Raw genomic sequence first — 18,045 nt, forward strand, 5'->3', positions numbered from 1 at the left:
ACCGGCCTCGCCGACAGCGCGGCCCCCCAGGGTGGCGGCCTGCCGCCACCCTGGTCGTGACCGGTGTGCCGCCACCTTCCGACGTGTATGCGGCATGGTCACGGCCTCCCGCCGGCCCGATCGCCGAACTTTCTCGCCGAATCCGGTTGTGGCCGCCGTTGACAGATGGTGATGTCGCTGTCATGGAGGGTGACGGCCGCAGGCGCTGGACGGCCCAGGTGATGCTGACCGCAGCCGTCATCGGGCCCGTGTCGGCGGTGGCCGCGAACCTGGCCACCAACACCGTGGAGATCAAGGCCCTCTGGTGGACCGTGACGATATGGACGGCGGCCGTGGCGCTGACCGTCATCGCGATCGTCGTCCAGTACCGCGCCGCCATGGCCACCCCCCGCGACATGACGACGGACGAGGCCGCCGATTACCTGCGGCGAGTGGTGACCGATCAATGGAACCGCGAGGCCCAGGCACTGCGACTGACCGACACGCACCACCGGTTGCCGATCAGATGGCGGGCCGTAACGACGGATCTGTTCCAGACGTTCGAGCAGTCGCAGACCTGGTGGCGCGATCTGGGCAATGAGCCGTCGCGCCGAGACCTGGCAGGACATCGGCCGGCACAATGTGGCACAGGGGCCGAACTCATCCGGACCTGGCTGGAACGGACTCCGGCCGGCCGGCTGGTGATCCTGGGCCCACCCGGCTCAGGGAAGACCGAGCTCCTGATCTCGCTCATGGTTCAGATGCTCCGCCGGCGTCCGGCGCTGAAGAAGGTGCCGGTGCTGGTACCGATCACCTCGTGGGACCCCCGCGAGACCCGGCTGGCGGAATGGCTGGAGGGCTGGCTGATCGCCGGCTACCCGCTGCTGGGCGGGCGCTCGGTGGGGCCGGGTGAGGAGAGCCTCGCGGCCGCCCTCGTGCGTGCGGACCGCATCGCGCTCATCCTCGATGGGTTCGACGAACTGCCGAGGCACGCCCGTGGCCACGCCCTGGACCGGCTCAGCGTCGAGTCGTACGTCCTGCGGAACGTGCTGCTGACGAGCCGGACCGACGACTTCGCCGAGGTGGTCCGATCACACGACGGGCAGGTGCGCCATCTGGCCGGCGCGCTGGGTGTGGTGCTGGAGGACCAGAGCCTCGACACGGTCATCCGCTACCTCGAAAGGGGGCCGGGGGCCGGGCGATGGAACGCGGTGCTGCGCACCCCCGGGCTCGCCCCCGTCTTCCGCACCCCACTGATGGCCATGCTCGCCGACAGCATGTACAACCGCCGTGGCGACGGTGTCCCGCAACTGGAGGAGCTGCTCAAGGTTCCCGACGTCGCCGGCCATCTCCTGGACGGCCTGGTCGCGGTGCGGTTCCCGGACAGGCCGGGCGAGGCCCGCCGATGGCTGGCCCGGCTCGCCGACCCTACGGGCGGCGGCCCCGTCCGGACCGGCATCACCTGGTGGGATCTCGGCCGGGTCCGCCTGCCGCCGTCATGGCGGCCTCTGATCCTCACCGTGCTCGTCCCCGCCCTCGTCTTCGCCTGGACGGCTTTGTCGTGCGGCCTGCTCAACCGATGGGTGTTCGACAGCGCCGCGGCCGGCCTGACCCACGGCCTGCGGATCGGGGCGGCAGCGGTCCTGTGCTACGCCTTCGTGCGGTACGTGTCCGGCAGCGGGCGGGCGTCGATCATGGCGGCGCTCGGCGTCTACATCGCCGGTTCGGTGACCGGCGTGTACGAGCTCGCGATCACCGCGGGCCTGGCGACCGGGTTCGCCCGGCGGCCCGTGAGACTGAGACGGACGGGGACGGCGTACGCGCTCCTGTTCGGAGCGGCGGCGGTCGCGATCAGCGCGGCCATCAGGCTGGCCGGTGTCCTGGGCGTCCTCCCGCTGGCTCCGCACCTGACCGAGGGCTTCGTGGCCGGCTTCGCCGACGGGTTCGTCAACGGCTGGGACCAGGACGTCAACGGCTGGATCGCGACGGGCACCCTGGCGGCGCTGCTGGCCGCCGCCGCGATGCGGGTCACGCCGCGGCACCCGGACGCGCGCGAGCTCCCCCTTCCCCGCCAGGTGTCCCGGCTGGGGCCGGTCGCCGCCGGGACCATCGCGGGGAGCCTGGTCGCCGTCGTCAACGCCTGGGCGAACGGTTTTCGCCCGCACGTGTCCCACGGCGCGCTGCTGGCCCCGGCCGACGGCCTGGCGGTCGGGCTCGCCGTCTTCGGATTCGCCGCGATCGTCCGGGCGCCGCACGCCGCCCGCAGGTGGGCTCGGCGACCGGCGCTCTGCGGCGTGGCGGTGGCGCTGGTCGCGGCGGCCTTCGGGGTCCTCTCCGCCGCCGCCAAGAACGAGGTTCACGACGGCTGGGCCCGCGGCCTGGCCGACGGCATCGCGGTCGGCGCCATCATGTGGCTCGTCCTCGGTCACACCGTGCGAGATCCGAAGCCGCGTACCTGGCCGTCCCTGCTGGCGAAGGCCCGCCTGGCGGCACCGGCGGTGCTGGCGGCGGCCGGGCTCACCGTCCTGTTCTCCGTGTCCGCGGGATGGGCCCACGCGGTGGTGTTCGGGCTCGGTTCCGGGGCGCTCATGTTGTTCCTGGCGTTCCGATCACCCGCACGGTCACGGGCGGCCGTGACGGGCGGCGCCCTTCCGGCGGTCGAGGCCGGAATGTGCGCGCTGGTGGTGATGGGGCTCGTCGGCGGGATGGCCTACGGCTTCATCTGCGGAGCCTGCGCGGCCCTGATGTGCAAGGTGTCCACCGAGATCGCGCGGCGCACCTGGCCGTCGACCGGCCTGCGGATCTCCTGGTACGGCCTGCTCGGCGGCGCCGCCCTCGGCGGAACCACGGCCGCCGCCGCCGCGTTCACCCGCATCGGCCCGGCCTGGCTGCCCGTCATCTGGTTGTCGACCACCCTCGCCACGGCGCTGGCCATCGGCGCCCAGGGACCGCCCGCCGGTGCGGGAGACGTCATGTCCCCGAGCCGTCTCCTGCGCCTGGACCGCACCACGTTCCTCTGGTGCACGCTGGGCCTCGCCGCGGCGATCAGCCTGGCGGTCGGGGTACGAGCGACCGCGGGCACGGGCCGCGTCCAGGCCGGGGTGATGGCCGGAGTGAGCACCTTCTTCACGTACGGGCTGACCGCGGGCCTCACGATCGCGGCTGCACAGAGCAGCTACGGCGTCGCGAAACTCCAGCACACTGTGCTGGCCGCGCAGGACCTGCTCCCGTGGAGATTCATGACCTTCCTCGACACGGCGTACGAGCAGGGCGTCCTCAGCCGCGACGGCCCCATGTACCGGTTCCGCCACCCGCTGCTCGCCTGGCGCCTGGCGGCCCGGGACGCGGATCTCCACTGAGCGATGCCCTACGCCTGAGTGATCGTCGTGAGGAGAGCCGCCCGAGCGGCGTACGGCCTGCCACCATCCGGGCCTTCCCGGCGCCCTCGTAGCGAGCTGATCCGCACTGCTGGAACCGGCCCAGATCGCCCTTGGGATGACCCTGCTACGCCGTCAGGCGGCAGACAGGCCGGGCGGGACGCTTTCGAGCCGGTCAGGCCGACCGGCTCGGGCGGGCCGCGGCCTCGATGTGGGCGAGTTGGACGGCGAGGATCTCTTCGAACGCGGCGCGGCGATCCACCCCGAGAGGCCGGATGTCGCGAGCGAAGTGGGCCAGAGCCGGAAATCGTCCGGGGTCGGCGCCGAGCACCGCGACGCGGAACAGCTCCATGCCCTGTTCGTACTCTTCGGGGGTGAGGGTGCTGACCCCGGCCTCGGCGGCGATCAACGCGGCGATGAGGACCGCGATCCGGTGGTAGCGCGCAGGAATCTGCTCGTCGGGCAGTCCCGACGTACGCAGGGCCTGCAGCACCTCTTCCATGACCAGCCGCGAACCGGTGCCGCTTGAGGCGTAGCGCCCCCAGACCGCGGCGAGCTGGGGGTGCCGGCCGAAGGCCTCTCTCACCCGCAGGGCCAGGCCCATGATGCGCTGCTTCCAGTAGCGGTCAGATCGGGCTTGACGCGCCGATCGGCCGCTACCTTCCGAGGCTGGTGCCCGGAGCGCAGGGCGAGGCGATCACGGTCCGGATGCTGATCAACCACACCAGCGGCCTTGCCGAGTACCTTCCCTACGCCTACCCCTCCCTCAAGGCGTTCCCGGCTCTGGCGGGCACGAGTCCGCAGAGCCTGGAAGACCACCGGCTCACCCTTTTCGACCCCATCGAGTTGATCCGGATGGGGGTCACCGCCCCTCCCTTCGGCGCACCGGGCGGCACTCCGGGGCTTTACTCCAACACCAACTACCTGCTTCTCGGCCGGCTTCTGGAGCAGGTGACCGGCACCACGGCCGAGAAGTACATCACTCAGAACGTCATCGAGCGCGCCGGGCTCCCAGACACCGAACTTCCCGATGGACCGCGGTTCAGCGGGCCGCAGTCGCAGACCTACGAGGCGTGGTTCGGCATGTTCGAGCCACCGTGCGACTTCAGCGTCTTCGACATGTCCTACGCGGGGGTGTCCGCTTCGCTGATCTCGACCGTCGCGGATCTCAACCGGTTCTTCGGCCTGCTGTTCGCCGGGGAGATCGTCAGCCCGTCGTCGCTGGCGGAGATGCGGCGCACCGTCCAGGTCATCTCCCAGGAGAGCAAGATCATCGACTACGGGCTGGGCCTGTACCCGATGGAGACGCCCGGCGGCGTCTTCTGGGGGCATGGCGGCACCGTCTGGGGCGCCGGAGCACTGGCCATGACCAGCGCCGACGGCAAGCGGCAGATGTCAGTCGCGGTGAACCTGCAGCGGTGGAACAGGCTCGACTCCTCGGGCAGGCCGCAGCCCCATCCCATCGACGACGCACTCGCGGCTCTGTACCGCACCGCGCTGTACGGCTGACCTCGCCGGTCCCGGTCTGCACCGGGACCTCCACGGCGGGCTCCAGGTCGCAGGGACGGCGGTCGGCGCGAGCCATCGCCGGCATGTCCGCCTCGCCCCGCGAGCGAAGGCCGCGCGGACAGAGATCCTCCAGTTCCTCCGGATGGCCGCCCGGCTGACCCGTCCCACCCTCCCCGGCCGCCGATGAAGAATGGTCATCGTCGGCAGCACGTCACGCCAGGCCGCGGATCCTCCACGCGGGCGGTGAATCCGCCCTGACGGGAAAAACCACTGCGCGGCCTAGGACCAAGGACGCCGCCGACCTCGGTCCGGCGGCTGATGAGTGCCCGGGGCATCGGCGGGAGCATGGTGTCTCGTCGATCGAACGGTGGAGGAGGCATCATGCGCGTGGAACAGGTGGACTGGGTCGAGATCCCGGCCGGAGTGCTGCTGCGGGGCACGCCCGCCGAAGAGGTGGAGGCGGTCGCGCACCGCTACGCGGCCACCGGGGTGCCGGTGGAGTGGTACCGGAAGGAGGCCCCGCGCACCGAGATCCACGTTCCGGCGTTCCGCATCGCCCGCACCCCGGTCACCGTCGGCCAATGGACGCTCTTCGCGCAGGTCACCGGCAGGCCGGTGCCGCAGGCGCCGGTGGACCATCCGGTGATCGGTGTCGCCTGGCAGGAGGCGGTGGACTATTGCCGGTGGCTGGGGGAGCGGCTCGGCGGCATCGACGTGCGGCTGCCCACGGAGGACGAGTGGGAGCGTGCCGCCCGGGGCGATGACGACCGGGAGTTCCCGTGGGGCGATGAGTACCGGACCGGTCTGGCCAATCTGGTGGACCTGGGCATCGGCACCACCACACCGGTCGGTTCGTTCCCCGAGGGCGCCGGGCCGTTCGGCGTACTGGACATGGCGGGCAACGCCGACGAATGGACCTCCACCCTGTACGCCCCTTACCCGGGCGCTCCCGCCGACGTGCCGACCACGGAGGATTGGGCGTTCGACCCGCACATCACCCGGGGTGGCGCGTTCCGCCACGACCGGGACCTGGCCCGCTGCGCCCGCCGGCACGGCGCCTACGAGCGGGACCTGGCGGCGATCGGCGTCGGCTTCCGCCTGGCGGCATGAACCGAACAACGTCCCCGTTCCCTCGGCCGCCGCACTTGCTGTCATGAACGCGCACTTGTGCGGGGGGCCGTCGCCTGTAGCCGGTCAGGACGGCGGAGGTACGGCGGGTGCGGGGCAGGTGGACGCCCATGCGTGTCCGGCTCCGGCCCCCCACCAGGGACACCATGGATGCCCGCCCCCGAGCTGGTGGGCGATCGGGCCGGAGGAGGTCGCCCCCGGCCCTCCTGCCCCGAAGGGCGTCTTCGACCTACTCCGCCTGGTCCTCGCGGATGGAGGCGAAGAGCCGTTCCGCCGCCTTCTTCCGCCAGGCGAGCCGGTTGGGATCATGGGGATCCGGCCCGGTGGGCACCGTCACGAACCTGATCGAGCCGGGGTCGGTTCCGGCGAGGGTCCCGGCGATCGCCGCGAGCGTCCGCGTGTCAAGCCCGTTGTCCGTCGTGACCGACCGCTTCAGCGTGCCCAGCAGGCCGAGCAGTTCGGCCGGGGTCGCCGCGCGTACCTTCTCCAGCATCGCCCGCATCACCTGCTGCTGCCGCTCGATCCGTGCAAGGTCGGTGCCGTCGCCGAATCGTCGTAGCCGGGCGTAACCGAGCGCGGCCTTCCCGTCGAGCAGTTGCCTCCCCTTGGGAAGGGTCAGCTTCGCGTAACGGTCGTCGATGGGGGCGGGGACGGTGACCTCGATGCCGCCGAGGGCGTCAATGATCTCCGCGAAACCGGTGAACTCCACCTGCACGGCGTGGTCGATCCGGATATGTGTCAGGGACTCGACCGTCTGCCACGCGCACCGCAGCCCGCCATTGTGGAACGCCGAATTGATCATGTTGGGGATCGAGGGGTCCGCCCCCTTGGGGATCCCGCACGCGGGAAGCCGGACCATGGAGTCGCGCGGGATGCTGACAACCGTGGGTCGTTCCCCGCCGGCGGGGAGGTGTAGCACGAGCATCGTGTCGCTGCGCGCTCCCGGGGGACGGTGGCGGGGCGTGCCCACCTCGCTGTCGGTACCGACCAGCAGCACGTTGAGCGACTCGGTCAGCTTCGCCGGGCGCGGGTCGGGCGGGGCGGCCACCGGCCGGCGATCGCCGATCAGCAGGCTGGGGGCGAGGGCGACGGCGGCGGTGATCAGGGCGGCCACGCCGACCAGGACCCACTTCCAGGCACCCCGCCGGGGCCGGGTGGCGGCGTGTTCCGCCAGGCGCGTGCGCTGCCGTACCAGGCCGGCGGGGGGCTCGTGCTCCAGTTCGCGGCCGAGGTCGCGCAGCATCGTCAGGTCGTCCGTCAGGTCGTCCATGGTCACGTCTCCTCCACGCGCATCGGGTTGAGGTCGCCGAGCTTCGCGCGCAGTTTGCGCCGCGCCCGGTTGAGCCGGGACCGTACGGTGCCGATCGGGATGCCGAGTGCCCGCGCCACCTCCTCGTAGGACAGGTCGCTCCAGGCGTACAGCAGCAGTACGTCGCGGTCGCGGGCCGACAACTCCGCAAGGGCGCCGGCGAGCGCCGGGCGGGTCGCCCGCGCTGTCACGCCTTCGGCGACCTGCCCGGCGGGGGACTCAACGCTGGCCTCGACCGGGGCCCGGCGCATCGCGCGGTAGCGTGCCGCCTCGGTGCGATGGTGCCGGGAGACGAGCTTGGTGATGATGCCGAACAGCCACGGGCGGGCGTCGGGGTAGGACAGGTCGTAGTGCTTCCGCCGGGCGAAGGCGATCAGGAACGTCTCGCCGACCAGGTCCTCGGCCGGTTCGGGACCCAGGCGGCGGGAGACGTGGCGGTAGAGCATCCCCGAGTAGCGGTCGAACAGCCCGGCGAACGCCTCCGGGTCGGTGTGGGACGCCCGGATGAGTTCGTCGTCGCCCAGCCGGGTGGTGGGAGGGGCTTTCATTGTGGGCACCATCGCATGCGGCGGGCCTTCCCGTACGGTTCATGGTCACGGGTATCTCGCCACAACCGGCTCCACGGGTTCACGTCGGCTCGCCCCGTCGGACGGCGCGCTGAGCGCTGGGGCGTCAGAGATCCGCCGGGCCTCCGGCGATTGCGTCGCGGCAGCGCACACACTGGGCGTCAGGGCAACGGGTGATGTCCTGGTCGGCGGCGATGGCGGCCGTCGCCGCGGCGAGAACCTGCCGGGCCGGGTAGGCACGCCAGCGCGAGGCTCCCACGACGGTGGTCCGGGCGAGACGGCTGAGAACCGGTTCCAGCCGCGGGAACCCTTCGGAGCAGGAGCCGACCTCGACCATGCGGACCTCGCCGTCCTCGCCGCGCGCCCATCTGCGGAACAGGCGGCGGCCTGACCGCTGTTCGGCCAGATGCAGTGCCGTCATGCGGTTGAGGCCCACACCGACGAGCAGGATCGCGCCGTCGCGATCGGCCAGCTCGCGGATGGGCCCGTACACGTCATCGGGGCTTTGGACGTCGATGAGTTCGGCTGCCCGCGGACCGACGGCGGCGAAGGAGTTGAGCGGGTGCCTGCCGCGCTCGGCGTCGACGCGTCCGACGAGCACCGCGGGGAGCGTGCCCAGATGGGGATTGATCAGCCCGCAGTCGGCACTGTAGGCAGGTCCCTGCGGGAGGATGGTCTCGCAGGGCATGGCGGCGTAGTCGAAGCCGTTGTTCGCCGGTCGCATGCCGACGGGGGCGGGCAGGCTGAACTGGGGCTCGGTGAAAGCGGGAACCATCACGGAGCATCCGCGTTTCAGCAGTGCGTTCAGCAGGGTGTCGGCGCCACCGGCGATCGCCGTTCCGAAGGACCGCAACGAGGCGTGCAGCATGACCGGGCGGCCCGCCAGGTCTAGATCGTCGATGGCGGTGATGAGACGTTCGGCGAGGATCATGTGGACCTCCACGTGGTCAGGCAAGGTGGTCGGCGTCGGCGATACGGCCCTCCTGCACGAGCTCGCTCAGTGCCCGCCGGGTCGTCTCAGTGTCGGGGTGGTCCTCGCCCAGGGTCTGCCCTCGGCGCTCCAAGACGTGCCGGTAGAGGGACTCCGCCTCGGTCAACCGACCTTGGCGCGCGATCGTCCAGGCGAGCTCGTGCAGAGTGAGCAGGACGTGGGGATGATCGCTTTCGAACACCCGGCGCAGGTGCAGAAGGCGGCGGTACATGGCCTCGGCCTCCGCCCACTTTCCCTGCTTGGCGGTGATCCAGGCGAGCTCGTGCTCGGTCTGCAGGGTCTGGAGGTGATCCTCGCCGAGGACGCGCCGCCGATCCCGCAGGACGTCCCGGAACGCGGCCAGGGCCTCATCGAGGCGGCCCTGCCGGGCGATCGCGAAGGCCAGCTCGTGGCGCGTGGTGAGGGTGCTCTGGGCGCCGGGCCCCAGATGGCGCAGGCTGTCGCGGAGGGTGTCGCGGTAGCGCTGCTCCGCCTGCGCCCACCTGCCCAGGCAGGTGGCGATCCATGCGAACTCATGACGGCTGGCGATGGTGTCGGGGTGGGAGCCGCCGAGGACGCGCAACCGAATGCCGAGCAGGTCCTGATAGATGGGCTCCGCCTGGGCCGGATCTCCCCCGTCGGCGATCGCCCAGGCGAGCTGGTGCCGCGCGCGCAGTACCGCGGGGTGCTCCTCACCCAGCGCCGCACAGCGTGTCAGGGCGGTCAGGCACAGAGCGCGCGCGGCCCTCCTGGCGCCGCTGAAGTTGAGGGCTTTTGCCGTAACGGCCACGGCGTCCATGAGCAGGGCCAGATGCCGGTGGTCCACATGCTCCGCGCCGGCGTCGAGCAGGGCAAGCAGGTGCCGGCCCTGCAGCCGGTAGCCGGGCCAGTGATCCGGGAGGTCGGCGCAGAGCTCCCCCAGCGTGCCGGCCAAGCGTACGACAGCGGTCTGCCAGGTCTCCGGTCCCTGGATGTGGGCGCGGCTGGTGTGGGTGATGACGGGATGGAGCGTGATCGCGGTCGAACTCTGCTGGATGAGGCCCACGCCTCCCAGCGCATCCAGCGCCTCGTCCAAGCCGGTCATGGAGAGGATGCGCGTCGGGATCGAGGTGGGGGCGTAGCAGCTGGCCAGCCGCAGCAAGGTCCGGGCTTGGGGGATGCCGTGGCGGGCGAGCCCGTCCAGGGAGATCTGCGTGGTGCGGACCACCATGGCCCCTTCTGTGTTGTCGAGGGCATGATCGTACGCGGTGAACGTCTGCTCCTGCGCGACCGAGGAGCGCAGGTAGGTCCCGGCCAGGTGAAGGGTGAGCGGGAGCCCGCCGAGGCGGCGTGCCAGGGCCTGGGCCTCGGCCTCGTCGCCGGCCTCCGGTGCGAGATCGCGCAGGACCTGGGCGGCGTCGGCCATCGTCAGGTCGCCGACAGTGAAAAGCCGGGCCGCCTCCCACATGCGCGGGTCGGCCTCCCGGCTGGTCACCACGACCAGCCCGCGACGCGACGCGCGTGCCCAGCCCAGGCCGTCCTGCACCCCCGCCGGCGAGTCCGCTGCGGCGAGCACCCAGGGGTCGTCGGCGTTGTCGAGGACCAGTAGCCACTCCCTGGACGCGCTTTCCAGCAGGCGCCAGAGCCGGTCCGGAGCGCCGGCCGCGCCTTCGGCGATCGATTCGACATCGGCGCGGGACCCGCCCAGGTTTCGTGCCACCATGGCCAAGCCTGCGCAGAACCCGGCCAGGTCCGCAGCGGAAACCCACCACACCTGCCGCCCCTGGCCCCGTGCCCGCTCGGCCAGGGCTGCGGCCAGCGTGGACTTCCCCACGCCACCCACCCCGACGAGCACGGCAGGGCCGTCCTCAGGCCGACGCGCCAGTGCCAGCAGCTCCTCCAGCAGATCCTGACGCCCTCGAAGCTCCACTCGCGGGCTCCACACCGCGGCAAGGGTGAGATCACAAGCCGTCTCCTCCGCTTCGCCGGCTTCCTGGTTCTCCTCCACGATGTCGACTTCCCTGTCGATCCACGCCCTCAGGGCATCCAGGCCGCGCCGGGGGCCGAAGGGCGTGGCCTCCTCTGCCCCGGCGGCGCGGGCGCGCCGATAGACCTCGGCGAACGTGAGCGGAATCCGCTCCTGCCTGTTGTTCATGGAGCAGGCTCCTGTCCTTCCTCGTCGTCGATGAACGACACCAGATGGCCGACGGTGGCTCTCAACTGCTTGCGCGCCTCCCTCAGGTGGCCGCGAACCGTGCTCGGCGCCATGCCCAAGCGCTCAGCGACACGCTCGGTCGTCCACGACTCGCCCCAGGTGAGGGACGCGACCAGCCGCCGTGTCCGCGGCATCTGCTCGATCACCTTCCAGCAACTGCTCAGGGCGATCGCGAGCTGGGCGCGCTCCCCAAGGTCGTCGGACCGACATTGCCGGCCGGGGAGGTCGGCAGTCAGGTCGATCACGTTCTGCTTCCGCCAAACGTCGATCGCCTTGTTCTTGAGCACTCGGCGCAGCCACATCCTGCGCTCGTCGGGGCCGAATTCGCCGACCGTCCGCCAGGCGCGGATCGCCTCGTGAAAGGTCGTCTGGACCAGATCCTCCGCCTCGTGGGGACGGCCGGATGAGATCGAGGAGGCGTACTTGGACAGCTCGTCGTACTCCTGCCGGAAGAGGTCCTCTACCTGCTGACGTTGCTCCCGGGTGAGCTTCGGCCGGGGCTTGGAGGGCTCCACGTCATGTCCTTGACTGCCGTCGGCGCGGGCCTGAGCCGGCCCTCCAGACCAGCCGCACGGTCTGCCCTCCCGAGGTGTTCTGCCGGATCGTGATCAGCCCGTGGGGGGCTGTACGGACGAGGGCCAGCACGGTACGTCGCGCATGCCACTCAGAGAGCAGGCCCATCGCGGTCCAGACCGTCAGCAAGCCCGCCACCAGTGCGATCGGCTGCCAGGTCAAGGCGCCCGCAGTCAGAGCGGCCAGCGCCGCCCATGTGTCGTGCTTGGGGGAAGTCAGCAGCATCACACTTCAATGTCGTGTGACCGGCCCTCCGCGTTTGGTCGCCTCCCGTCAATTCCTCGCGCGGCGCGCCTGTCCACCTTGCGGTCTCGGCGGCTGGTGCCGTCGCCGTTCGTCGTGGTGGTGGGACGGCGAAGGTGGAGCTGCGGAAGACGCTGACGATGACCGAGTGGCGGAGGCCGGTGGCCGGTGGTGGAATCCGAGTGAGGGGTTCACTGTAGGGAGCCTGAGCGGCGGCCGGGACGGCGAAGACGGCATTGCGCGTTGCTCAGGTACCGCCCATGGCTGTACCGATGTTCCTCAACCTCGGTATCGCCTGCCATCTAGTCTTTTGAGGGAATCGCCGCAGCCGAAGGCCGCGAAGCCACCGGCGCCATGCTCGCGATCTCATGAGTCCCTGCGGAGATGTCCGCAGGGACCCCAAGATGACCTAAAACCATGTCGTTATGGCACAAGGCGCTCGACGAGGCCGACCGTGAACGCGTAGTCGTCCAGCGTGAACTGGGTGATGCCGGTCATGCGCAGAGCCTGCACCCGTACGGTGTAACTCCCAGGAAGCAGAACGGTGGAGAAGCGCTCAAGGGCGTGCGCCTCCTCGGCGCCACCAGGGGTGTCGAACCTGTAATCGGTGCTCGTGACCGGCTGCAGCTCAGTGATCGTCCCCGCTGAGTTGGTCACGACGATGCGCACGGAGCACCACGCACTGGCGGTGCCGACGCACAGTGATTCGGCGGTGAAGCGGGCGTTGACCAGACGTGTCGTTCCCGCGGGCACGTTCACGGTGACCAACGCCGTCGGGATGTTGCCCCAAGCCCCGAACGTCTGGGCGGTCCACGGCTCGCTCTCCCCGGTGAAGAACTGCGTGCTGGTCAGCGTGCCGGCCTGAGAACTGGGCACGGCATTGGCGACGGTGGCCGTCAGCGCGAAAACGCCGGCCAGCGCCACCGCGGCTAACGCGGTCTTGATGAATCGAGACAACGGGATTCCTCTCTGCTCGTGCGGAGACGCGCGCTCCGCGACAGGGGTGCCGGGAAACCACGCTGACGACGACGCCGTTGCCGGTGAAGGCCTGGCCGAGGTATCCGTACAAGTCCGTACACGGGTGTCCAGCCTTGCTGCAGGTCACGCCGACACGCCGGCGCCTCCCACGAATCGCCGCCGAGAGTGCTGAGCGTATGCGGCGGAAGAACGACCGGGAGCCGGATCCAGAGCGCAGGAGCGTCGAATGGCTCTCCGGCCGGGCCGAGCCGATCGAACTGATCGAGCTGATCCAGCTGATCGGGCCGGCCGGATGCGATCAGGTGTTCCGTCCGCCGCGCGCTGTCGCTTCAGCGGCACGGGTTCTGGTAGGGCACGCCGGGGATGTGCCTGGCCCACTGCTCGCGGGTGATCGCCGGGTGTGCGAGCTCGCACACCCGCCCCGCCACCCGCCCGGGATCGGTGTCCCACATCCGCGCCGTGGCGTCGGTGCCGCCCGAGGCCAGCAGGCCGTCTGGGCCGTAAGCCACCGCGTAGACCCGGTCGGTGTGACCGCTCAGCACGGCCGCGGCGCCTGGCCGGCGAGGGTCTTCGAGCTGCCACAGCCGTAGGGTGCCGTCGAAACTCGCCGTGGCGAGCGTCCGGCCGGTCGGTGCGAAGGCGACGTCCGCGACGGTGTTGGAATGGCCCCTCAGCGTGGCCAGCGGGACCGGCCGGCGCGGGTCGGCGATGTCCCACAGCCGCGCCGTACCATCGAAGCCGGCGGAGGCCAGCAGATTCCTGCGGCTGTCGATCGTCACGTCGTTGACGACGTTGGTATGACCGGGCAGGGTGGCCTGCGCGACAGGCCGGCGCGGGTCGGCGATGTTCCACAGCCGCACGGTGTGGTCGACTCCGGCGGTGGCCAGCGTTGTGCCGGCCGATCCGAACGCCACGGATTCAACCGTGTGTTCAGGGCCGCTCAGCGTGGCGAGCGCGACAGGCCGGCGCGGGTCGGCGACGTTCCACAGCCGTATGCTGCGGTCGGCCCCGGCGGTGGCCAGGGTGGTGCCGTCCGGGGCGAACGCCACGGCGAGGACGTTCTCCCGATGGCCGCTCACCGTGCCCAGCAGGGCGGGTCTGCCCGGCACGCCGACATCCCACAGCCGCACCGTCTTGTCGAGGCTCGCCGTGGCGAGGGTCCGCCCGCCGGGGGCGAACGCCAGCTCGACGACGCCGTCCGTGTGCCCAGGCAGGGTGGCCAGCCGGATGGGCCCGCCGGGAGCGACGACGTCCCACAACCGGACCGTTCGATGACTCGCGGAGGCCAGGGTGCGGCCGTCGGGGCTGAACGCCACGGCGTACACCGTGCCGCTGTTTCCCCCGAGCGCTGGGCCGGGGACGTCCCAGAGCCGGATGGTGGCGTCCTTGCCGACGGAGGCCAGGGTATGGCCGTCGGGGCTGAACGCCACCTCAAAGACCGTTTCGGCGTGCCCGCGAAGCGTGACCGGATCACCGGCGTCGTGGACGTCGGTGACGTCCCACAACCGGACGGCGAAGTCATAACCGCCGGTGGCCAGCGTGCGGCCATCGGGGCTGAACGCCGCCGTGGCGATCCCGCCGCCCTCCTCGGTCAGCGTGGCGAGCTGCTTCGGGCGGCGCGGATCCGCGACGTTCCACAGGCGCAGCGTGTCGTCGAAGCTGCCGGTGGCCAGCGTGTGGCCGTCGGGGCTGAAGGCCGCCGACAGGACCGGGCCGGTGTGACCGCGCAGCGTGGCCAGCAGGACGGGGCGCCGGCGGTCGCCGAGGTCCCACAGGCGTACGGGACCGTCGGATCCGGCGGTGGCCAGCGTGTGGCCGTCGGGAGCGAACGCGACAGTGGGCGTGGCGTCCTGCCCTCCGTCCAGTTCGGCCAGCGGTTCGGGATCGTTCGGATCCGTCACGTCCCACAGCCGCACCAGCCGGTCGTGGCCGGTGGTGACGAGCGTACGCCCGCTGGAGCCGAACGCCACGTGCCGGACGTCGTTGATGTGCCCCGCCAGCGTCGCCATCTGCCGAAGGCGCCCGGGAACGCTGACGTCCCACAGGCGCGCCAGGTCGTCCTCTCCGCCGGTCGCCAGCACCTTGCCGTCCGGGCTGAACGCCGCGGAGAGCACGCCCTGCGTACGTGAGTCGGCCGTGGCCAGGATCGTGGGGCGGTGAGGTGCAGACATGTCCTATAGGCGCAGCGTCCGGTCGATGCTCCCGGTGGCGAGCAGCCGCCCGTCCGGGCTGAACGCCGCAGTGTAGACCGCATTGGTGTGGGCCGTCAGCCGGGTCGCATAGGGACCGGCCAGCGCGCTGAGTAGGCTGCCGCGCGCCTCCGGGCCGGGAACGAGACGGTAGGCGGCCAGGCTGAGCTGGGCGGCCAGCGCCGGATCGGTGGCGCGCAGCGCGCCGGTCTCGGCACTCAGCTTCAACGACAGCGCCTCGTCCCGTTGCTGGGCGGCCGTGCGCTGAGCCTGGAACGCGAGACCGGACGCCCCGAGCGCGAGGACGAGCAAGATCCCCAACGACACGATCAGCTGCTGCATGCGCCGGGTGCGGTGGCGCGCGTGCCGGGTGCTGGCGTCGAGGAAGGCCCGCACCGGCGGCGAAAGGCCCCGGCCGGCGGCCCATGCCTGAGCCGCCAGCAGCCGGGCCCCGCGATACAGGGCGTCGGGATCATGGTGGTCGCGCTGCCAGGCGGCGGCGGTGGCGGCGAGTTCACGGCCGGCGACCAGCCCCGCCCGGTCGGTGCTCAGCCATCCCCGCAGCAACGGCCACGCGGTGAGCAGCGCCTCGTGGCTGATCTCGACGCTGTCGGCGTCGGCGGTGATGAGCCGCTGGGCGATGAAGCGGTCGAGTACGTCCTCCGCCTCGCCCGACCGGTCACCGCCGTGCCTGGCCAGCAGTTCGGCGGTGGCGACTCGGCGGCGGGTGTCGGCGGTGTCGGGGGCGATGTGCACCAGTTCGAGGAGAAGGCCACGCGCCGTCTCACGCCCTGCCGGCGACAGCGCGTCGTAGACCTGGTCCGCGCTGTTCGCCACGGCGCCGTCGAGGCCACCGACCGCGTGGTACCCGGCGATCGTGAGCGTCCTGCCGTTCCCCTGATGCCAGGCGGCGTGCAGGACGTGGGACAGCAGCGGCAGGACACCGGCGTTGTGGGCGGCCCGGTCCGCGCCCCGAGGGGCGACCTCCTTGAGCAGTAGCTCGACGAGCCCGCCCTCAAGGTCGATCTCGGCCATGCGGGCGGGTTCCGTGATCGCTTCACGCAGTTCCGTCTCGTTCATGGGGCCGACGGCCAGCTGAGCGTCCTGCACCGCGGTGACCAGCTCCGGTAAGCGCAGAAAGGGGGCGTAGAAGTCGGCCCGCAGCCCGAGGACCACCAGCGCGCCGCCCGAGGCGGCGGCGCACAGCGCGCGGACGAAGGTCCGCCGTTCATCCCCGTCGGCGCAGAGGGTGAACACCTCCTCGAACTGGTCGATCACCAAGACGAGCGATCCGCCGGACTCAACCGCCCGGCCGGCGTATGCGGCGCAGTCGCCGGGATCTTCCCGGATCGTCGCTGCGATCTCGTCCTGGGAGGTCGCGGTGAGCGCCGCCAGCCTGCCCGCCAGCTCGTCCACCGGACGCGCGCCGGGCACACAGAGCACCACGGACCAATCCGCGGAGCCGGGCAGCTCTCCCGCGCGCAGCGCCGCCATCAGGCCCGCTCGCAGCAGGGACGACTTGCCCGACCCGGATGACCCCACGACGAGCTGCACGCCACCGCCCCGGTCCCGCAGCCGGCCCACGCGGGCGACCAGCCGGTGGGTCAGCTCGCGCCTGCCGAAGAACCACCGCGCGTCCTGGACCTGGAAGGATGCCAGCCCTCGGTACGGCTCCAGCCCGGCAGGACGCCGGCCCGGCGAACGCCGCGCCCTGCGCCAGGCGCTCAGCCACTCCTCAAGCGACTGTGCGTCGGCGACCCCGCACGCCTGCAGCACCCGCACCAGCAGGCCTCGGGACGCCGCCGACGGAAGACCCCGGCCCGCGAACCAGTCGCCGACGGTGCTGTGCGCACCGTACCCACCGGCCTTCGCCGCCACCTGCCGAACCGTCAGACCGGCCCGCTCGCGCAGCAGGGAAAGCTCGCGAGCGAAGTCCCGCCTGTCCCGTACGCGAGTGGGATCGGCATCGTCGGCTTCGTCGGCTTCACGGGCGGAGACGTCCGGCACTGTCCAACTCCTTCACGTCGGCATACCAGTACGTCGCCGGAAGGTGGCGTAGAGTTACAGGGCGGTGCCCCTTCGCATCGTGCACGGCCTTATGACAAGTGCCCCCAGAGTTGGTTGACCTGGGGACGTGTTCATAGCCGCAGGAGCCGGGCTTACTTCCTTGGGATTCCTGGCTCTAGCGAGATATGCCTCCACCTCGCCTAGGACCCCTCTGGAAGGGTCGTCGCTGTCGAGGCGAGACTCAGCATGTACCAGAGTGCGTGTCCGAGGCCAGACACACTCGATACGTACATGTCGTTTGCGATGTCCGCGACGCTCGTTCTCCCTGGCCGGGAGGGCTGAGCGGGCATGGAGTCAAGAGATCGGGCGGTGCGTCGTATTCAGTTTACGACCATCGCAGGCATTGCGATATTGGCGGGGATCGCCGCGGCCGTCTCCTTCCGCCACATGCACGAATTGTGCCTGCGTCATGGTGAGGACCATCTAACGGCGGTGCTCATCCCGCTCGCGGTCGACGGCACCATCGTGGTCGCGTCCATGTCCATCCTCCTCGAGAATCGGTACGGCTCACGCGGTGGAGCGCTGGCCTGGACTCTGCTGACCGTGGGCAGCCTGGCCAGTCTTGGAGCGAATATCGCGGTTGCCGAGCCAAGTCTGATGGGCCGGATCAGCGCCGCGTGGCTATCGGCGGCATTGATCGGGAGCCCCGCCAAGGCAAGGTATCAAGGTCAGGGATCCACGGCCGCTCAGGAAGGGTCATCTGCTGACGTGCTTCGGTCCGGAAGGCCGGCCACGGCTCTGACCATACGCCACGACGCAAACCACTGTCCGGTTCCTTCTCCGCCTATGATGCTGCTTCCTGAGCACCATGCCTTCGTCGCGTGTCCCGCCTGCTGGCGTTGACCGGCTGAAATGGTTGTCCGATCGCGTGGCGAGTGCCACCATGGCGCTCATCCCGCGCCAGCACCGCTTCACATCAGCGGACCTTGACCTGGCCGACTCTGCGCAAAGTACCCGCACTTC

The 18,045-nt window shown here is 70.9% G+C and carries 13 protein-coding genes and 1 pseudogene; 4 read left to right on the forward strand and 10 right to left on the reverse strand.

Annotated features, from left to right (window positions below; all coding sequences use genetic code 11):
- The first annotated feature begins 182 nt into the window (after window positions 1–182).
- Window positions 183–3,338, forward strand: coding sequence for an NACHT domain-containing protein (locus DP939_RS15995; protein ID WP_113981478.1), 3,156 nt, complete (start codon window positions 183–185; stop codon window positions 3,336–3,338).
- A gap of 193 nt (window positions 3,339–3,531) precedes the next feature.
- Here DP939_RS15995 and DP939_RS16000 read toward each other — a convergent pair.
- Window positions 3,532–3,966: pseudogene (locus DP939_RS16000) on the reverse strand (TetR/AcrR family transcriptional regulator C-terminal domain-containing protein); the annotation flags it as partial.
- A 62-nt stretch (window positions 3,967–4,028) separates the two neighbouring features.
- Here DP939_RS16000 and DP939_RS16005 point away from each other — a divergent pair.
- Both DP939_RS16005 and DP939_RS16010 read left to right on the forward strand, forming a co-directional pair.
- Window positions 4,029–4,865, forward strand: coding sequence for a serine hydrolase domain-containing protein (locus tag DP939_RS16005; protein WP_404828588.1), 837 nt, complete (start codon window positions 4,029–4,031; stop codon window positions 4,863–4,865).
- A gap of 381 nt (window positions 4,866–5,246) precedes the next feature.
- Window positions 5,247–5,975, forward strand: a complete 729-nt coding sequence (locus DP939_RS16010) for a formylglycine-generating enzyme family protein (protein WP_113981479.1) — start codon at window positions 5,247–5,249, stop codon at window positions 5,973–5,975.
- A gap of 247 nt (window positions 5,976–6,222) precedes the next feature.
- Here the strand turns inward: DP939_RS16010 and DP939_RS16015 are convergent, their stop codons facing one another.
- The 9 genes from DP939_RS16015 to DP939_RS16055 form a co-directional block, all read right to left on the reverse strand.
- Window positions 6,223–7,263: an LCP family protein gene (locus DP939_RS16015; RefSeq protein ID WP_113981480.1), complete on the reverse strand. Its 1,041-nt coding sequence runs from the start codon at window positions 7,261–7,263 to the stop codon at window positions 6,223–6,225.
- 2 nt (window positions 7,264–7,265) lie between these two features.
- Window positions 7,266–7,850 (reverse strand): RNA polymerase sigma factor, encoded by a 585-nt coding sequence (locus DP939_RS16020; protein ID WP_113981481.1) that lies wholly within the window; start codon window positions 7,848–7,850, stop codon window positions 7,266–7,268.
- A 124-nt stretch (window positions 7,851–7,974) separates the two neighbouring features.
- Complete coding sequence (locus tag DP939_RS16025) at window positions 7,975–8,823, reverse strand: AAC(3) family N-acetyltransferase (RefSeq protein ID WP_199565192.1); 849 nt, start codon at window positions 8,821–8,823, stop codon at window positions 7,975–7,977.
- A complete protein-coding gene (locus DP939_RS16030) occupies window positions 8,816–10,972 on the reverse strand; it encodes a tetratricopeptide repeat protein (RefSeq protein ID WP_113981483.1) in 2,157 nt (718 codons plus the stop codon). Before DP939_RS16030 ends, DP939_RS16025 begins: the two co-directional genes overlap by 8 nt.
- The gene (locus DP939_RS16035; RefSeq protein ID WP_113981484.1) at window positions 10,969–11,547 is read right to left on the reverse strand and encodes an RNA polymerase sigma factor; all 579 of its coding nucleotides are present in this window, start codon (window positions 11,545–11,547) and stop codon (window positions 10,969–10,971) included. The genes DP939_RS16030 and DP939_RS16035 overlap by 4 nt, the downstream gene beginning before the upstream one ends.
- Before the next feature lies 1 nt (window position 11,548).
- Window positions 11,549–11,830, reverse strand: a complete 282-nt coding sequence (locus DP939_RS16040; protein WP_147268011.1) for a hypothetical protein — start codon at window positions 11,828–11,830, stop codon at window positions 11,549–11,551.
- Window positions 11,831–12,271: 441 nt separating this feature from the next.
- Window positions 12,272–12,805 (reverse strand): hypothetical protein, encoded by a 534-nt coding sequence (locus DP939_RS16045; RefSeq protein ID WP_147268012.1) that lies wholly within the window; start codon window positions 12,803–12,805, stop codon window positions 12,272–12,274.
- A 350-nt stretch (window positions 12,806–13,155) separates the two neighbouring features.
- Window positions 13,156–14,997 (reverse strand): WD40 repeat domain-containing protein, encoded by a 1,842-nt coding sequence (locus DP939_RS16050; RefSeq protein WP_113981487.1) that lies wholly within the window; start codon window positions 14,995–14,997, stop codon window positions 13,156–13,158.
- Window positions 14,998–15,000: 3 nt separating this feature from the next.
- Window positions 15,001–17,022: an nSTAND1 domain-containing NTPase gene (locus DP939_RS16055; RefSeq protein ID WP_113981488.1), complete on the reverse strand. Its 2,022-nt coding sequence runs from the start codon at window positions 17,020–17,022 to the stop codon at window positions 15,001–15,003.
- 369 nt (window positions 17,023–17,391) lie between these two features.
- Between DP939_RS16055 and DP939_RS16060 the strand changes: the two genes are divergently transcribed.
- Window positions 17,392–17,925, forward strand: coding sequence for a DUF2637 domain-containing protein (locus DP939_RS16060; RefSeq protein ID WP_158578592.1), 534 nt, complete (start codon window positions 17,392–17,394; stop codon window positions 17,923–17,925).
- The last annotated feature ends 120 nt before the right edge of the window (window positions 17,926–18,045 follow it).

The sequence above is a fragment of the Spongiactinospora rosea genome (genome assembly GCF_003315795.1).
Classification (GTDB): domain Bacteria; phylum Actinomycetota; class Actinomycetes; order Streptosporangiales; family Streptosporangiaceae; genus Spongiactinospora; species Spongiactinospora rosea.